The sequence below is a fragment of the Teichococcus rhizosphaerae genome, from assembly GCF_002631185.1.
In the GTDB taxonomy this organism is placed as follows: Bacteria; Pseudomonadota; Alphaproteobacteria; order Acetobacterales; family Acetobacteraceae; genus Pseudoroseomonas; species Pseudoroseomonas rhizosphaerae.
In genome coordinates, this window is sequence record NZ_PDNU01000021.1 from 108,836 (window position 1) to 124,656 (window position 15,821).

Sequence of the window (15,821 nt, forward strand, 5' to 3'; positions counted from 1 at the left end):
CTTCTCAGCCGCGCGCCAGGATCAGCAGGCGCTCGGCCAGGGCGACATCTTTCACGATGCCACGCTGGCGTTCCAGCGCCTCCTGGTCCTGGCCCCAGAGCTCCTGCTGGAAGGTCTCGTCCAGGAAGGCCAGGCGGCAGGCCTCCGCCGCGTCCAGCCGGCCATGCGCCATGGCCAGGCCCAGCACCAGGCTGCCCAGCGCCGGCACCGCCACCCCCAGCGCCGCCAGCGGCAGCACCGGCAGCACCGCCACGGCGGCGTGCAGCGCGCGCGCCGTCTCGGGGGGCTGCGCCACGGGCATCACGCCGCTGGTCACGCGCAGCGGCGCGTCGAAGGCGAGCGCCGCCCAGTCCAGCAGGGGCTGCCATTCCTGCGCCTGGCGCGCCGCCAGACGCGCATCGGTGCCGCGGTAGCAGAGCAGGTCGGCCTGCCCGTAATGGGCGATGGCGGCGGCGCTCGGCGCCGGGTCGGGCGCCATGCGCTCCAGCGCGGTCGCCACCACGCGGGTGAGCGGCACCTCCTCCATGCTCATCTCGCCGCCCCGGGCGCCGCCGGCGGCCTGCCATTCCTCGGCCACCGCCTCCGCCAGCGGCCGCAGGGGCAGCCGCAGGGGGCCGCTGCCCGGCAGCCGCAGCGGCCGGCCGTCGAGCAGCACGGCGAAACCATCCTCGGCCGGAGCGGCGGCGGCCTGATCCCAGAAGCGCTTCATGGGTGGCTTATGGGGGGTCGCGCCGGCTTCGCCAAGGCCAACTCAGCGCGAGTCGGGCCGATCCTTCTTCAGCACCTGCAGGCCGCGCAGCGTGGCCATGGTGGCGATGGCCAGGATCACCGCGACCTCGTAGGCGCGCAGCGCGCAGGCGGCGCCGATCGCCGCCGTGGCCCACAGCCCCGCCGCCGTGGCCGTGCCGTGCACCTGCCGCCCGCTGCGGATGATGGCGCCCGCGCCGATGAAGCCGATGCCGGTGATCAGCCCCTCCATGATGCGGGCCACCGCCTCCGGCTCGTTCCCGATCGCGGTGGAGGCCGCCTGGAGAAAGCCGCAGGCGGCGATCGCCACCAGGGGAAAGGTGCGCAGCCCCGCGCTGCGGTCCTCGCGCTCGCGGTCCCAGCCGATGGGGAAGGCCAGGGCGTAGGCGATGGCGAGGTCCCGCGCATGGTCGAGCACCGAAGGATCCGGCAGGGACATGGCAGGGCAACGGGGCGGGGGCGCTGCCGGTTGCGGGCGCCGGCGGATGTGTTGCAAAGGCACCACGGGCGGAACCCTTGTCGGGCCTTGTCCCGCGACCGGCGAGACAGGGCCTTTTCCGATACCTCGCAAGATGCAAACTTTCCGCTATCGCAACCGGAACATGCATGATGCGCACCGACTCGCCCATCTCCGACGTCCCGCCCGCCCGCGTCGCGGCCCGCGCGCCGCGCCACCTCCCGCCCGCCGGGGCGGCCGCCGCCGGAACAGGCAGGGCGGGGAGACGCTGAGCCGTCGGCATGTCTTCCACCGGGACGCCGCCGCCATGCCTCGCCCGCATCGTGCCGGCGGCGGAGCGGCACCTGCCGGCGATGGTGGCGATCTTCAACGACATCGTCGCCCACACCGATGCCGTCTACACGGAGGTGCCGGACACGCTGGAGCAGCGCGCGGAATGGCACGCGCAGCGCCGCGCCCGCGGCTACCCGGTGCTGGTGGCGCTGGCGCCGGACGAGGCGGTGCTGGGCTTCGCCAGCTTCCAGGACTTCCGCCCCGCCTGGCCGGGCTTCCGCCACAGCATCGAGCATTCGGTGCATCTGCGCGCCGATGCGCGGGGCCGCGGCCTGGGCGGGGCGCTGCTGGCGGCGCTGGAGGAGGCGGCGCACGGGCTGCGCAAGCGCGCCATGATCGCCTCGATCGACGGCGGCAACCTGCGCTCCATCCGCATGCATGAGCGGCGGGGCTTCGCGCGCGTGGCGCTGATGCCGCGGGTGGCGTGCAAGGGCGGCCGCTGGCTCGACCTCGTGCTGATGCAGAAGCTGCTGGGGGAGGGGCCGCCGCCCTGAGGCCCGCCCCGACCCCCCGGAAGGGGCGGGGCGGGCGCCGGGTCAGGCGGCGGCCTTCGCCTCGCGGCGGCGGCGGTGCAGGATGAACTCGGTGTAGCCGTTGGGCTGCGTCGCGCCCTCGAACACCAGGTCGCAGGCCGCGCGGAACGCCACGCCGTCGAAGGCGGGCGCCATCGGGCGGTAGGCGGGGTCGGACGCGTTCTGCTGGTCCACCACGCCGGCCATGCGCCTCAGCGTCTCCTCCACCTGTGCCTTCGTCACCACGCCATGGCGCAGCCAGTTGGCGATGTGCTGGGCGGAGATGCGCAGCGTCGCGCGGTCCTCCATCAGGCCGACATCGTTGATGTCCGGCACCTTGGAGCAGCCGACGCCCTGGTCGATCCAGCGCACCACATAGCCCAGGATGCCCTGGGCGTTGTTGTCCAGCTCCGCCTGCACGTCGGCAGGCTGCCAGTTGCTGGAGGAAAGCGGGATGGTGAGGATGTCCTCCAGCTTCGCCCGCGCGCCGCCCTCGGCGATCTCCTGCTGGCGGGCGGCGACATCCACCTCGTGGTAGTGCAGCGCGTGCAGCGTGGCGGCGGTGGGGGAGGGCACCCAGGCGGTGCTGGCGCCGGCCCTGGGGTGGCCCGACTTCTGCGCCAGCATGTCGGCCATCCGGTCCGGCATCGCCCACATGCCCTTGCCGATCTGCGACCTGCCGCGCAGGCCGCAGGCGAGGCCGGTATCGACGTTCCAGTCCTCATAGGCCTTGATCCAGGCGGCGCCCTTCATGTCGCCCTTGCGCAGCACGGGGCCGGCCTCCATCGCGGTGTGGATCTCGTCGCCCGTGCGGTCGAGGAAGCCGGTGTTGATGAAGGCGACGCGCTCGCGCGCCGCGCCGATGCAGGCCTTGAGGTTGACGGTGGTGCGCCGCTCCTCGTCCATGATGCCCATCTTCAGCGTGTTGGGCGCGAGGCCGAAGGCCTCCTCCACGCGGGCGAAGAGGTCGTTGGCCCAGGCCACCTCCTTCGGCCCGTGCATCTTGGGCTTGACGATGTAGACCGAGCCGGCGCGGCTGTTCATCCGCCTGCCGCGCAGGTCGTGCAGCGCGATGGCGACGGTGCAGAGCGCGTCGAGGATGGTCTCGGGCGTCTCCTGCCCGTCCAGCGTCACCGCGTCGGTCATCATGTGGTGGCCGACATTGCGCACCAGCATCATGGAGCGGCCGGGCAGGGTCAGCGTGCCGCCCTGCGGCGTGGTGTAGCCGCGGTCCGGGTTCAGGCGGCGGGTCATCACGCGGCCGCCCTTCTCGAAGCTGGCCTCCAGGTCGCCCTTCATCAGGCCGAGCCAGGCGCGGTAGACCTCCACCTTGTCGGCGGCATCGACCGCCGCCACCGAATCCTCGCAGTCCATGATGGTGGAGACGGCGGATTCCAGGATGACGTCGGAGATGCCGGCCGGGTCGTCGCGCCCGATCGGGCTGTCGCGGTCCACCACCACCTCGATGTGCAGGCCGTTGTTGCGCAGCAGGATGGCGGAGGGCGCATCCGCCCCGCCCGTGTGGCCGGCGAAGCGGGCGGAGTCGCGCAGCGTCGTGGCGCCCTCGGACAGCCCCACCACCAGCACGCCGCCGACCACGGACAGGCTGGAGACGTCCGACCAGGAGCCGCCCAGCAGCGGCGCCGCCTGGTCCAGCACGGCGCGGGCGCGGGCGATCACCTTCTCGCCGCGGGCGCGGTTGAAGCCGCGGCCGGCCGCCAGCGCGCCCTCCTGCGGAATGGCGTCGGTGCCGTAGAGCGCGTCATACAGGCTGCCCCAGCGGGCATTGCCGGCGTTCAGCGCGTAGCGCGGGTTGTTCACCGGCACCACGAGCTGCGGCCCGGCGATGGAAGCGATCTCGGGGTCCACGTTCTCGGTGGTGACGCTGACCGGCCCTGGATCGGGCAGCAGGTAGCCGATCTCCTCCAGGAAGGCGCGGTAGGCGGCGGCGTCCACCGGCCGGGCGGGATGGGCGCGGTGCCATTCGTCGATCTTCGCCTGGAGCGCGTCGCGCTCGGCCAGCAGCGCGGCGTTGCGCGGCGCCAGCTCGGCCAGGATGGCGGAATAGGCGCTCCAGAAGGTTTCCGGCGCCACGCCGGTGCCGGGCAGCGCCTCGGCCTCGATGAACGTCTTCAGCTCGGACGCGACATCCAGCGATCCGATCCGTTCCCGACCCGCCATGCGAACTGCTCCTTCCCCGGTCATTCCTGTGGGGCGGCAGTTAACCCGCAAACGGCGCCCGAGGCCATGGGGCACCGCCGGAAGGAGACGCGCGCGGGGCACGGCCTTCGCCGCCTCGCGGCCCCGCCCGCGCCCGGCCGGACGCCGCCAGCCTGTTCTTCAGCCTGTTCTTTCCCCGGCCCGTTCACGGCCGCCGGGAACCGGCCGGCGCCGGAGAGAGGGGACTGCCAGAGGGGATTGCCACAGGGGATTGCCGTTGCGGCGGAACGGGTGGACCCTCGGCCCGCCAGAGCCTTCCGAGGATCCTCCCCATGCCCATCTCCTACGCCCCGCCCCCCTTCACCACCCAGCACTGGCAGGTGACCAAGCCCGCCGCGCGCGGCGGGCGCGGCATCGTCGCCAGCCAGAGCCGGGCGGCGGCGGAGGCGGGCGTCGCGGTGCTGGAGGCGGGCGGCAACGCGGCGGATGCCGCCGTCGCCACCGCCTTCGCCCTGGCCGCCATGGAGCCCTGGAACTCGGGCCTCGGCGGCATCGGCTTCGCGCTGGTGCACAGGGCGGGCAGCCCCACCGCCGAGGTGCTGGATTTCGGGCCTGTCGCCCCCGCCGCCAGCGACCCGGCGGACTACCCGCTGACGGGGCGGATGAAGCAGGACCTGTTCGCCTGGCCCGAGGTGGAGGGGGACCGCAACATCCACGGCCCGCTCTCCTTCGCCATCCCCTCCTCGGTCGCGGGCTATGCCGCCATGGCCGAGCGCTTCGGCAGCGGCATGGCGCTGGCCGAGCTGCTGGGGCCGGCCATCGCGCTCGCCCGGCGCGGCCTGCCGCAGGACTGGTACACCACGCTGAAGGTGGCGAACTCGGCCAAGGTGCTGCGCCTCTATCCGGAAAGCGCGCGCATCTACCTGCCCGACGGCCTGCCGCCCGTGGCGCCCTACCAGGGCGCGCCGGGCTTCCGCGCCCTCGGCCGCCTGGCCGAAACGCTGGAGCGGCTGCGCGACGCCGGCTGGCGCGACTTCTACGAGGGCGAGATCGCCGCCTCCATCGTGGCGGACGTGGCGGCGATGGGCGGGCGCCTTTCGGCGGCCGACCTCGCCAACTGCCAGGCGCGGGTGCGGCCGGCGCTGTCCATCCCCTGGCGCGGCGGCCTGACGCTGCAGGGCGCGGGCGGGCTGACGGCCGCGCCCACCCTGGCGCGGGTGGTGGAGGAGATGGCGCGCTTCGAGCCCGGCGCCGCGCCGGACGCGGCCTGGTTCAGCGCCCTCTCCAAGACCATGCGCGCCGCCTATGCCGAGCGGCTGACCGGGCTCGGCGCCGCCACCGCCCCGCCCGAGCCGGCCGAGACCTGCACCACCCACCTCACCGTGGTGGACGCGGAAGGCAACATGGTGGCGATGACCACCACGCTGCTCTCCTCCATGGGCAGCCGCGTGGTGCTGCCGGGCAGCGGCGTGCTGATGAACAACGGCATGATGTGGTTCGACCCGACGCCCGGCTCGGCCAACGCCATCCGCCCCGGCGCGCGGCCGCTGTGCAACATGTGCCCGGTGACGGTCGCGGATGCGCGCGGGCCGCTGATGGCGCTCGGCGCCTCGGGCGGCCGGCGCATCCTCGCCTCGGTCTACCAGATGCTGGCCTTCGCCCTGGATTTCGGCATGGCGCCGGAGGCGGCGGCGCACCATCCGCGCATCGACGTCTCGGGCCCCGACGCCACCACCGCCGACCGCCGCCTGCCGGCCGACACGCTGGCGGCGCTGGAGGCGCAGGGGGGGCTGACCACGGTGGAGCACGCCGTGCTGCCGGTGAACTTCGCCTGCCCCAACCTGATCGTCCGCGAGGGCGGGGGCTTCGCCGGCATCAGCGACGTGATGACCCCCTGGTCGGCGGCGGTGGCGGCGCGGTGACGGAATGGCACGGAGGGGGAGCGGCCTCCTCCGGCCTTTCGGCCCGCCTGGTTGGCGTGCCCGGTTGGCCTGCTCAGTCGGCCCGGAAGGTTTCCGGCTGCTCCACGCCCAGCTCCCGCCCCTTGGCGTCGAAGGCCCGCTCATAGACCAGGGTGAGGCGGGTCTTCGGCGTGCCATCGGCGTAGTGGGTGCCGGTGGGGATGTTGGCGGCCTCGGTGCCGATGGCGGCCAGCTCCGTCGCCTGGGCGGCGAGGCCCTCGGAATGCATCATCTCCAGCAGCAGCCGCGCCTCGGTCTGGGCGAGCTGCTGTTCCAGCGCGGCGACGCGCCGCTCGCGCTCGGCCAGGGCGACGCGCAGCCGGGCCGCCTTGTGGGCCAGGGCCTCGGCGGCTTCCTCCAGGGCCGGCAGGGCGGCGAGGACGCCGGTGGGTTGGTTCGCGTCGGGCATCCGGACCTCTTGCCGATGGTGGGGGCGCAGGCGGAGGGATAGCAGATCGGGCCGGCCTGTCTGCCCCCCCTTGCCGCCGCGCCGCGTCCGCGCCGGTCAGGCCGTGGCGAGCAGCGCCACGCCGAGCGAGATCAGCCCGATCGCCGCCACCTTCTGCCCGCCCAGCGATTCGCCGAAAACGAAGTGGCCCACAAGCGCGATGACCACATAGGAGGCGGCGGTGCAGGGCAGCGCCACGCTCATCGGGATCTTGCGCAGCGCCACGATGTAGAGCAGCGCCGCCCCGCCATAGCAGCCGAGGCCGATCACGGTCTGCCAGCGGAAGAGCTGGGCGAGGAAGCCGCCGCCCCCCAGCGTGCCCGCCTTCAGCAGCACCTGCCCCCCCAGCGAGGTGGCGATGGCGGCCGCCAGGACCAGCCAGTGCAGGGTGGGGGCGGGCGTCACGGGCCGGCGCGCTCCAGCTGCGGCCGCTCGGCCAGGATGCCGGGCGCCGGGCCGCGCGCCGGATGCACCTCGCGCACCACGCCCTGCGGCTTGCCGTTGGCGGACAGAAAGGCGCGGCCGAGATACTCGCCCATCACGCCGAGGATGAGGAACTGCACGCCGGCGACCAGCAGCGTCACGGTCATCACCGAGGCCCAGCCGGAGGGCGTGTCCTTGGTCAGCGCCTCGACGATGGTGAAGACCGCGCCCAGCACGCCGAGGAAGCCCATGGCCACGCCGGCGAACATGGCGAGGCGCAGCGGCATCAGCGAGAAGTTGGTGGCGAGGTTCAGCCACAGGCGGATCAGGCGGCGCAGCGTGTAGTTGCTGCGGCCCTCGGCGCGCGCCAGGTGCATCACCTCGATGCTGTCGATGCGCTGCGTCACCTGCATCACCAGCCCGTCGATATAGGGGTAGGGGCCGGTGTAGCGCGCCACCTCGCGCACCACGAGGGCGGACATGCAGCGGAAGGAGGACAGGTAGAGCCCCTTGGGCTTGTCCATCAGCTGGTCCGCCACCCAGTTGGCGAAGCGGGAGCCGAGGTTGCGCCAGCCCTCGTGCTCCTTCTTGGCGTAGCGCGTGTAGACCACGTCCCAGCCGCCGAGCCGGGCATGGTCGTAGAGCCTGACCACCTCCTCGGGCGGGTTCTGCAGGTCGTCGTCCATGGTGATGACATAGCCGCCGCGGGCATGGCGCAGCCCGGTCATGACCGCGTTGTGCTCGCCGAAGTTGCGCGCGTGCTCGATATAGGTGAGCGGCACGGTGGCGGTGGCGGCGAGCCTGCGGCACACGTCGCCGCTGTTGTCCGGGCTGCCGTCGTTCACCAGCACGATCTCGAGGCCGCCGGCGGGCTGCAGCGCGGACAGCGCCGCCACCAGCTTCCCCACCGTGTCGGCGCCGCGATAGACCGGCACGACGATCGAGAGGCCGATGGCGGAAGACAGGCCGGCCGGGGAGAAGGGCGGGGCCGGGTGGGCGAGGGTCATGGGCTTGGCGTCCGTGAGGGGCTTCCGGGAGGCACGTTCGGTGGCCGCGTGGCGGTGGCCAGCACCGAGCCGCCGGCCGGAAAGCGCAGGCCCAGGCGGGCGAGCCCGGCCTCCGCGACCGTGGCCGCGCGCAGCGTCGCATCCAACCATGGCGGGAAGGGGGCGACGTCGCTGGCATCGGCCGCGCCGCGCGCCAGCAGCTTGCGCTGCGCCACCATCAGCGGCAGCAGCACCGCGTTCCAGTAGCGCGCCTCGGCGGCCGCGAAGCCGGCACCCGCCAGCATCGCCCGCGCCCCGGGCGCGGTGTAGCGGCGGGCGTTGTGGACGCGACGGTCATGCGCCGAGTGCAGCCAGCGGAAGGCGGGCAGGTTCAGCACCAGCAGGCCGCCCGGCGCCAGCACGCGGCGCATCTCGGCCAGCGCCGCCGGCTCGTCCACCGCCGCGTGGCACAGCACGTCCATGCTGGCCACCACGCCGAAGGCGCCGTCGGGGAAGGGCAGGCGGGCCGCGTCCCCGGCGGCCACGCCGGCGCCGGACTTGGCGGCGGCGCGGGCGGCGGCGGCGGGGTTGTATTCCAGCCCGAACAGCGCCTGGCCGGGAAAGGCGCCGCGCAGGTGGCGCAGCAGCCCGCCCGTGCCGCAGCCCACATCCAGCCAGGGGCCGGGCGGGAGGGGGCGGCCGCGCAGGGCGGCCTCGACGCGGTCACGCAGGGCGCGGTACCACCACATCCCGTCCTCGGCGGCGTCCATCAGGTCGTATTCGGCGGCGTCCACGGGAAACGCTTGTGACAGCGCCCGATCCTCGCCGCAATGAGATTGCATGAGGGAGGGACGGGGAAGATGAAGGATGGCCCCGCCGCCCATGCCGCCACGCCCCGCCTCCCCCCGCGCCCCCGCCTCCGCTTCGGCATCCGCTCCCTTCCAGGCCGCCGCCACCGCCACTCCGGCCGCGAACGCGCGCGCCGCCTGGCTGCCGCGCGCGCTGGCGCTGCTGCCGGCGCTGGGCTTCCTGATCATCGTGCTGGCGCCGCCGCTGAACCACGACGTGGCGGCGGTGCTGGACTTCTCCGCGCGGATGCTGGCGGGCGAGCGGCTCTACACGGGGCTGGTCGATGTCAACCCGCCGCTGATCTTCCTGCTCAACCTGCCCGCCGCCTGGCTCGCCGCGCACACGCCGCTCGATGGGCCACGGGCCCTGCTGCTCGGCCTGCTGCTGCTCTGCGCGGGCGTGCTGGCGCTGTGCCGCGCACTGGGCCATGCGGAGGGCGCGCGGCCCGCGGGCGCGGCGGAGCGGGCGGTGACGGGCGCCGCGCTGCCGCTGCTGCTGCTCGCCGCCGGCTATGATTTCGGCCAGCGCGAGCACATCATGGCGGTGGCGGCGCTGCCCTATCTCGTGCTGGCCGAGCGCCGCATCGGCGGCGCCGCGACGCCCTGGCGGCTGGCCGCGCCGGCGGTGCTGCTGGCGGCGCTGGGCTTCGCGCTGAAGCCGCACTTCCTGGCCGCCCCCGCTTTGGTGGAGGCGGTGGTGCTGGGCGCGGGCCTGGCGCGCGGGCGCGGCGCGGCCGTGCTGCGCGACCCGGTGCCCTGGGCCATGGCCGGCCTCTGGGCGCTCTACCTCGCCGCCATCCCGGTGTTCTTTCCGGACTATCTCGGCCATGTCGTGCCGCTGGTCTGGCAATGGTATGTGGGGCTGGACGGCGCCCCCTGGTGGCGCGTGCTGCTGACGCCCGTGCTGGGCAGCGGCGCGCTGTTCGTGCTGGGGCTCGCGGCACTGGTGCCGGCGGCCATGCGGCGGGCGCCGCTGGGCTGGCTGCCGGCGCTGCTGCTGGCCGCCGCCGCCGGCGGGCTGCTCGCCGCGCTGGTGCAGCACAAGGGCTGGAGCTACCACCTGGTGCCGGTCTGGCTCTGGGGCGGCTGGGCCTGCGCCCTGCTGCTCGGCCGCGGCGCCGATGCGCTGCTGCCCGCAGCCCCCGCCCGCCGCGCCGCGCCGCTGCTGGCGGCGGGCGCCGCCTTCGCCCTCGCGCTGCTCGCCCTGCGCGGCGACCAGTCGCCCTGGATCCAGTTCCGCTTCGCCGCCGGCCCGCCGGGCCAGCTCACCGAATGGCTGGAGCGGGAGGCGGGGGATTCGCGGGTGCTGGTGCTCTCGCCGGACATCGCGCCGGCCTACCCCGCCATCAACTACGCGGGCGCGCGCTCCATCCTGCCCTTCATGAGCCTGTGGCTGCTGCAATCCACCTACCAGCGATGCCCGGAGAGCGGCGCCCGCTACCGCGCGGCCTGGGAGATGAGCCGGGCCGAGTTCACCGTCTTCCGCACCGTGGCCGAGCGGCTGGCGCGGACGCCGCCGGCGGCGGTGCTGGTCTCGCGCTACACCGGCATGCCCGCCTGCGGTGGCGCGCCGTTCGATTTCATCGCCTATTTCCGCCGCCACCCGCTGTTCGAAAGCGCCTGGGCGCAGTACCGGAACTGGGGTGAAATCGACGGCTACCAGCTGTTCGTCCGGGAGGAATGATGCCCTATCAGGAATTCGTCGGCCGCGCCGAGACGCGCGAGGACCGTGTCGACCCCCGTCTGGTGGAGGGGCTGGCCGCCACCCTGTCCCGCCCCCTGCCGCAGGGGGCGGAGGGCGACCTGCCGCCGCTGTGGCACTGGATGCTGTTCCAGGACTGGAAGCCGGCCGACGGGCTGGGGCCGGACGGCCACCCGAAGCGCGGCGGCTTCCTGCCCCCGGTGCACCATCTGGAGCGCCGCATGTGGGCGGGCGGGCGCGTCGCCTTCCAGGGTGGCCTGCGCAGCGGCGACGCGGTGCGCCGCACCAGCACCATCCTCTCGGTCGAGAGCAAGACGGGCGGCAGCGGCGAGCTGGTCTTCGTCACCGTGCGCCACGTTCTGGAGGGGCCGCGCGGCCCGGTGCTGGAGGAGGAGCAGGACATCGTCTATCGCGGCGCCGGCGGCGCGGCGGTGAAGGCGGCCCCCCCGGCGCCGCGCTGGGAGGATGCCGCCAGCGCCGTGGTGATGCCGGACCCGGTGCTGCTGTTCCGCTATTCGGCGCTGACCGGCAACGGCCACCGCATCCACTACGACCACCCCTATGTGACGCAGGTGGAGGGCTATCCCGGCCTCGTGGTGCACGGGCCGCTGCAGGCCACCTGGCTGGCGCAGCACGCGCTGGACATCTCGGCCCCCGGCGCCCGGCTGGCGGCCTTCCGCTACCGCGGCCAGCGGCCGGCGATCGGCGGCCATCCGCTCACCCTGCTCGGCCGCCGCGCGGAAGGGCGCATCCTGCTCGAAACCCGTGACCCGCAGGGCGCCACCTGCCAGGTGGCCGAGGCCACCCTTGTCTGACCGACAACCCCTCGCCGGGGCGTCCGCGCCCCGGCCAGCCTCCTCCCCCGGGGCGCCCGTGCTCCGGCCAGCTTCCTCCTCCGGGGCGCCGCCCCGGCCGGTGCTGGACGACGCGGTGCGCGGCATTGGCTTCATCGCGCTGGGCTACGTCATCGTCTCCTGCGCCGACGCGGCGGTGAAATGGGCGCTGCCCCAGGTGGGGCCCGCCGCCGCCATGATCTGGCGCGGGGTGTTCGGCGCCATCGCCATCGCCCTGCTGGCGCGCGGGGCGCCGCTGCGGCCGGTGAACCGGCGGCTGATCGGCGGGCGCAGCCTGCTGCACTGCGCCGTCACCCTGATCTTCTACATCGCCTGGGCGCGGGCGATGCCGCTGGCCGACACCTATGCCGTCGCCGCCGTCGCGCCGCTGCTGATGACGCTGCTGGCCATCCCGCTGCTGGGCGAGACGGTGGGCTGGCGGCGCTGGACCAGCACGGGGGTGGGCTTCCTCGGCGTGCTGGTGATGCTGCAGCCGGGCGGCGCGCTGTGGCGCTGGGAAGCGGCGATGCTGCTGGCCGGCATGGGCTTCCTGGCGCTGACGCGGATCTGGACGCGGCTGCTGACCCGCACCGACAGCCCCGCCACCATCGCCTTCTGGCTGCTGCTGACGCACATCCCGGTGGGGCTGGCGCTGCTGCCCTTCTTTCCGCCGCCGGCGCTGCTGCCGGACACGCGCACCGTGCTGGCGCTGGTGTTCCTGGGCCTGGCCAACGGGGCGGCGCATTTCCTGTTCGCCCGCGCCTTCGCCCTCGCCCCCGTCTCGGTGCTGGCGCCCTTCGAGTACACCACCCTGGTCTGGGGCCTGCTTCTGGGGCTGGCCGTCTGGGGCGAGTTCCCGGCCGCCGCCACGCTGGCGGGGGCGTGCATCGTCATCGCCGCCGGGCTGTACAACCTCCACCGCGAGCGGGTGCGGGCGCGGGAAGCGCGCCGGGTGGCGCGGCTGGACGCCGCCGGCGCGGCCGCCCGCATGGAGGCCGCGCGCTGATGCCGCTGCGCCACGACGTGCGCCGCGGCGCGCTGATGATGCTGGGCGCCACCGCGCTGTTCACCGTCATGGGCGCGCTGGTCAAGGCGCTCGGCGACCGCATCCCGTTTCCGGAGCTGATGTTCTTCCGCAACGCGCTGGCCCTGCCGGTGGTGCTGCTGATCGGGCTGCGGCGGCATGTCACGCTGCGCACCCGGCGCTTTCCCGGCCATGTGGCCCGCGCGCTGACCGGCACGGCGGCGATGAGCTGCTCCTTCTTCTCGCTCACCGTGCTGCCGCTGGCCGAGCAGACGGCGCTGACCTACTCGACGCCGCTCTTCGTCACCATCCTGTCCATCCCCTTCCTGGGGGAGCGTCCGGGCATCCACCGCTGGGGCGCGGTGATCGCGGGCTTCATCGGCATCCTGGTCATCGCGGTGGGGCAGGGGGCCTTCGGGGCGGGGCACGCGGCGCCGCCGGGCATGCCGGAATGGGTCCTCTGGGCCGGCTTCGCCGCCGCCGCCGTGCACGGGCTGTTCTCGGGCCTCACCACCATGCTGGTGCGCCAGCTTTCCGGCACCGAGAGCAGCGCCACCATCGTGCTGTGGCAGTCGCTGCTGATGACCGGCTTCAGCCTGCTGGCGCTGCCCTTCGTGTGGGTGACGCCGACGCTGGCCGACCTGCCGCTGCTGCTCGGCATCGGGCTGCTGGGCGGGCTGGCGCAGGTGCTGCTGACCGAGGCCTATGCCAGCGCGCAGGTTTCCTCGCTCGGCCCCTATTCCTACACCGCCCTGGTCTGGGCGATGCTGCTCGGCTGGGTGGTGTGGGGCCATGTGCCCGGCCCCGCCATGCTGGCCGGCTCGGCGCTGATCGTCGCCGCCGGGCTCTACATCCTTCACCGCGAGATGAAGCGGAGGCGCGCATGAGCATTCCCTTCCTGAAGCACGACCCGCTGCCCACCGGGGCGGTGGAGGAGCTGGGCCGCTTCGGCGGCACCCGGCTGCGCCGCATCCGCTGCGGCAATCCGGGGCCCTTCACCTTCCTCGGCACCAACACCTACCTGATCGGCGAGGGGGCGGTGGCGGTGCTCGACCCGGGGCCGGAGGACGCGGCGCACCACGCCGCCATCCTCCAGGCCCTGGACGGCGAGCGGATCAGCCACATCCTGGTCAGCCACACCCACCGCGACCATTCGCCGGGCGCCGCGGCGCTGAAGGCGGCGAGCGGCGCGCCCAGCCTTGGCTTCGGCCCGCACCTGACGCCGCCCGAGGCCGGCGGCGAGGGGGCGGACCATGCCTTCGACCCCGAGACCCGCCTGGCCGATGGCGACGCGGTGGAAGGGGATGGCTGGCGCCTCTCGGCCCTGCACACGCCGGGGCACTGCGCCAACCATCTCTGCTTCGCGCTGGAGGGCGGCGGCGTGCTGTTCTCGGCCGACCACGTGATGAGCTGGTCCACCAGCGTGGTCAGCCCGCCGGATGGCGACATGGCGGCCTACATGGCCGGCCTCGCGCGGCTGGCGGCGCGGGACGAGGCGCTGTTCCTGCCCGGCCACGGCGCGCCGCTGCCCGAGCCCGCGCCCTTCACCCGCGCCCTGCTGGCGCACCGCCAGGCGCGCGAGGACGCGCTGCGCGAGGCGCTGCGCGGCGGCCCGGCCACCGTGGCGGCGCTGGTGCCGCGGCTCTACGGCGCGCTCGACCCCCGGCTGGTGCCGGCCGCCGGGCGCAGCCTGCTCGCGCATCTGCGCAAGCTGGAGGCGGAAGGGCTGGCGCGGCACCAGGCGGCCAGCGACGTCTGGGCCGCCACCTGAGCGGCGGCCCGGCACGCCCCGCGGCCCTTGGCCTCCCCCGCCCGCCCGGGCCTCGCCCCGGGCCTCTCCCCGGATGTCCCAGCCTCGGACACGAAGTCCGAGACCGGGACGCTGGGCCTGGAACCGGGAAGGCTGAGACCGGGTGGCGGGGGCGAGCGGGCTGGAACTGGGGCCCGGAACGGGAAGCCTGTAACACCGCTGCGCGCAGGCGGGGCGGCTCTTGCAACCCGGCCGGCGCCGTTTCATTCCTCGGCCTGCGATCCGCTCCGGGAGGAACCCGTCCATGCCGCGCCTTGTCCTGCTGGTGGCCCTGCTGGCCCTCGTGACGGCCGTCCCGACGGGGGCGCGGGAGCCCGACCCTTCCTTCACCGTGCTGAACAACACGCCGCTGCCGGCGGCGCGGATCTTCGCCAGCCCCGTGGCGGCGCCGGACTGGGGGCATGACCGGCTGGCCGGCACGCCCCTGCCGCCCGGCGCCGCGCGCGCCATCCGCCTCGACCCGCGCGGCGGCTGCCTGATCGACCTGCGGGCGGTGCAGGCCGATGGCGCGCCGCGCGAGCTGCGCGGCATCGACACCTGCGCCACGCCGCGCGTGGTGCTGGGCCCGCCCCTGCCGCACGCGCTGCTGCTGGAGAACCGGGGGCGGCAGGCGGTGACGCTGGCCTATGTCTCGCCCGCCGGGCAGCGCGACTGGGGCATGGACCGGCTGGACGGGCGCCCCCTGCTGCCCGGCGCCACCATGCGCCTGCCGCTGCCGCCTGGGGAATGCATCTTCGACGTGCGCGCCGTGACCGGGCGCGGCGTGCCGCTCGACCGCCGCGGCCTCGACCTCTGCATCCAGCCGCGGCTGGTGCTGCCGTGAGGGCGCGCCGGCGGCCTCGCCCGGCCCTGCCCTTGCTGGCGCTGCTGGCCCTGCTGGCGCCGGTTTCGGATGCGCGGGCGCTGGAGGAGCTGGATGGCTCCTTCAACCTGACCAACCGCAGCGGCCGCCCGGTCGAGCGGCTCTACGCCTCGCCGGTGAGTGCCCGGCAATGGGGCGAGAACCGGCTGGGCGCGGCGGGGCTGGCGGAGGGCGGCAGCATCGCCATCCGCATGCCGCCCACCGGCGGCTGCCGCACCGATCTCCGCCTGGTGTTCCGCGACGGGCCGACCGAGGAGCGGCGCGACATCGACACCTGCCTGGACCGCGAGGTGGTGATCGGCACCCCGGCCCGCACCGGCGCGCTGCGCCATGGCCCGGAGGGCGGCCCGGCGCCGGTCCAGGGCCGCCCCGGCCTTGTCCTGGTCAATGACGGCAACCGCGCCATCCGCGAGCTCTACGCCTCGCCCAGCAGCGACAACGACTGGGGCGAGGACCGGCTGGGCCGCGACACCGTGCCGCCCGGCGGCCGCGCCACGATCCGCCTGCCCGCGGGGGGCTGCGCCTATGACCTGCGCGTGGTGTGGGCCAATGGCCGCGCCGAGGAGCGGCGCGGCCTCAATCTCTGCGACAGCGCCGAGATCAGCTTCCGCTGAGGCGGGTCCCGTCCGGGCGGAACCGCCCGAACCGGTCGGGATGCCCGCAGGAACAAGAGCCCGGGGCATCCGGGGCGCGCCGGGGGGAAGGGAGGATGTTC

The 15,821-nt window shown here is 74.6% G+C and carries 16 protein-coding genes; 9 read left to right on the forward strand and 7 right to left on the reverse strand.

Annotation, left to right across the window (positions count from 1 at the left end; genetic code table 11):
* Positions 1 to 4 precede the first annotated feature (4 nt).
* Positions 5 to 709: an ATP12 family chaperone protein gene (locus CR162_RS12370; protein WP_099095844.1), complete on the reverse strand. Its 705-nt coding sequence runs from the start codon at positions 707 to 709 to the stop codon at positions 5 to 7.
* A 42-nt stretch (positions 710 to 751) separates the two neighbouring features.
* Positions 752 to 1,186, reverse strand: a complete 435-nt coding sequence (locus CR162_RS12375; protein WP_099095845.1) for an MgtC/SapB family protein — start codon at positions 1,184 to 1,186, stop codon at positions 752 to 754.
* 299 nt (positions 1,187 to 1,485) lie between these two features.
* On the opposite strand from CR162_RS12375, the gene CR162_RS12380 reads away from it, so the two are divergent.
* Complete coding sequence (locus tag CR162_RS12380; RefSeq protein ID WP_099095846.1) at positions 1,486 to 2,031, forward strand: GNAT family N-acetyltransferase; 546 nt, start codon at positions 1,486 to 1,488, stop codon at positions 2,029 to 2,031.
* A 42-nt stretch (positions 2,032 to 2,073) separates the two neighbouring features.
* Here the strand turns inward: CR162_RS12380 and CR162_RS12385 are convergent, their stop codons facing one another.
* Complete coding sequence (locus tag CR162_RS12385) at positions 2,074 to 4,230, reverse strand: malate synthase G (RefSeq protein ID WP_099095847.1); 2,157 nt, start codon at positions 4,228 to 4,230, stop codon at positions 2,074 to 2,076.
* Positions 4,231 to 4,541: 311 nt separating this feature from the next.
* Between CR162_RS12385 and CR162_RS12390 the strand changes: the two genes are divergently transcribed.
* A complete protein-coding gene (locus tag CR162_RS12390; protein ID WP_099095848.1) occupies positions 4,542 to 6,131 on the forward strand; it encodes a gamma-glutamyltransferase in 1,590 nt (529 codons plus the stop codon).
* Positions 6,132 to 6,204: 73 nt separating this feature from the next.
* Here the strand turns inward: CR162_RS12390 and CR162_RS12395 are convergent, their stop codons facing one another.
* From CR162_RS12395 to CR162_RS12410, 4 genes are all read right to left on the reverse strand, one after another.
* A complete protein-coding gene (locus tag CR162_RS12395; RefSeq protein WP_099095849.1) occupies positions 6,205 to 6,579 on the reverse strand; it encodes a hypothetical protein in 375 nt (124 codons plus the stop codon).
* 96 nt (positions 6,580 to 6,675) lie between these two features.
* Positions 6,676 to 7,023: a DMT family transporter gene (locus tag CR162_RS12400; protein ID WP_245870313.1), complete on the reverse strand. Its 348-nt coding sequence runs from the start codon at positions 7,021 to 7,023 to the stop codon at positions 6,676 to 6,678.
* Positions 7,020 to 8,048 (reverse strand): glycosyltransferase family 2 protein, encoded by a 1,029-nt coding sequence (locus tag CR162_RS12405; RefSeq protein WP_099095850.1) that lies wholly within the window; start codon positions 8,046 to 8,048, stop codon positions 7,020 to 7,022. Before CR162_RS12405 ends, CR162_RS12400 begins: the two co-directional genes overlap by 4 nt.
* Positions 8,045 to 8,821 (reverse strand): class I SAM-dependent methyltransferase, encoded by a 777-nt coding sequence (locus tag CR162_RS12410; protein ID WP_099095851.1) that lies wholly within the window; start codon positions 8,819 to 8,821, stop codon positions 8,045 to 8,047. Before CR162_RS12410 ends, CR162_RS12405 begins: the two co-directional genes overlap by 4 nt.
* 88 nt (positions 8,822 to 8,909) lie before the next feature.
* Here CR162_RS12410 and CR162_RS12415 point away from each other — a divergent pair, with 88 nt between their 5' ends.
* The 7 genes from CR162_RS12415 to CR162_RS12445 all read left to right on the forward strand — a co-directional run bounded on the left by CR162_RS12415 (position 8,910) and on the right by CR162_RS12445 (position 15,720).
* On the forward strand, positions 8,910 to 10,559 hold the full coding sequence (locus CR162_RS12415) for a hypothetical protein (protein WP_099095852.1): 1,650 nt from the start codon (positions 8,910 to 8,912) through the stop codon (positions 10,557 to 10,559).
* Entirely contained in the window at positions 10,556 to 11,392 is an 837-nt protein-coding gene (locus tag CR162_RS12420) for an FAS1-like dehydratase domain-containing protein (RefSeq protein WP_245870314.1), read from the forward strand. Before CR162_RS12415 ends, CR162_RS12420 begins: the two co-directional genes overlap by 4 nt.
* A gap of 58 nt (positions 11,393 to 11,450) precedes the next feature.
* A complete protein-coding gene (locus CR162_RS12425) occupies positions 11,451 to 12,416 on the forward strand; it encodes a DMT family transporter (RefSeq protein ID WP_245870316.1) in 966 nt (321 codons plus the stop codon).
* A complete protein-coding gene (locus CR162_RS12430; protein WP_099095854.1) occupies positions 12,416 to 13,321 on the forward strand; it encodes a DMT family transporter in 906 nt (301 codons plus the stop codon). The genes CR162_RS12425 and CR162_RS12430 overlap by 1 nt, the downstream gene beginning before the upstream one ends.
* Entirely contained in the window at positions 13,318 to 14,205 is an 888-nt protein-coding gene (locus CR162_RS12435; protein WP_099095855.1) for an MBL fold metallo-hydrolase, read from the forward strand. Before CR162_RS12430 ends, CR162_RS12435 begins: the two co-directional genes overlap by 4 nt.
* A gap of 283 nt (positions 14,206 to 14,488) precedes the next feature.
* The gene (locus CR162_RS12440) at positions 14,489 to 15,067 is read left to right on the forward strand and encodes a hypothetical protein (protein WP_099095856.1); all 579 of its coding nucleotides are present in this window, start codon (positions 14,489 to 14,491) and stop codon (positions 15,065 to 15,067) included.
* A gap of 32 nt (positions 15,068 to 15,099) precedes the next feature.
* A complete protein-coding gene (locus CR162_RS12445; RefSeq protein WP_245870318.1) occupies positions 15,100 to 15,720 on the forward strand; it encodes a hypothetical protein in 621 nt (206 codons plus the stop codon).
* Positions 15,721 to 15,821 lie beyond the last annotated feature (101 nt).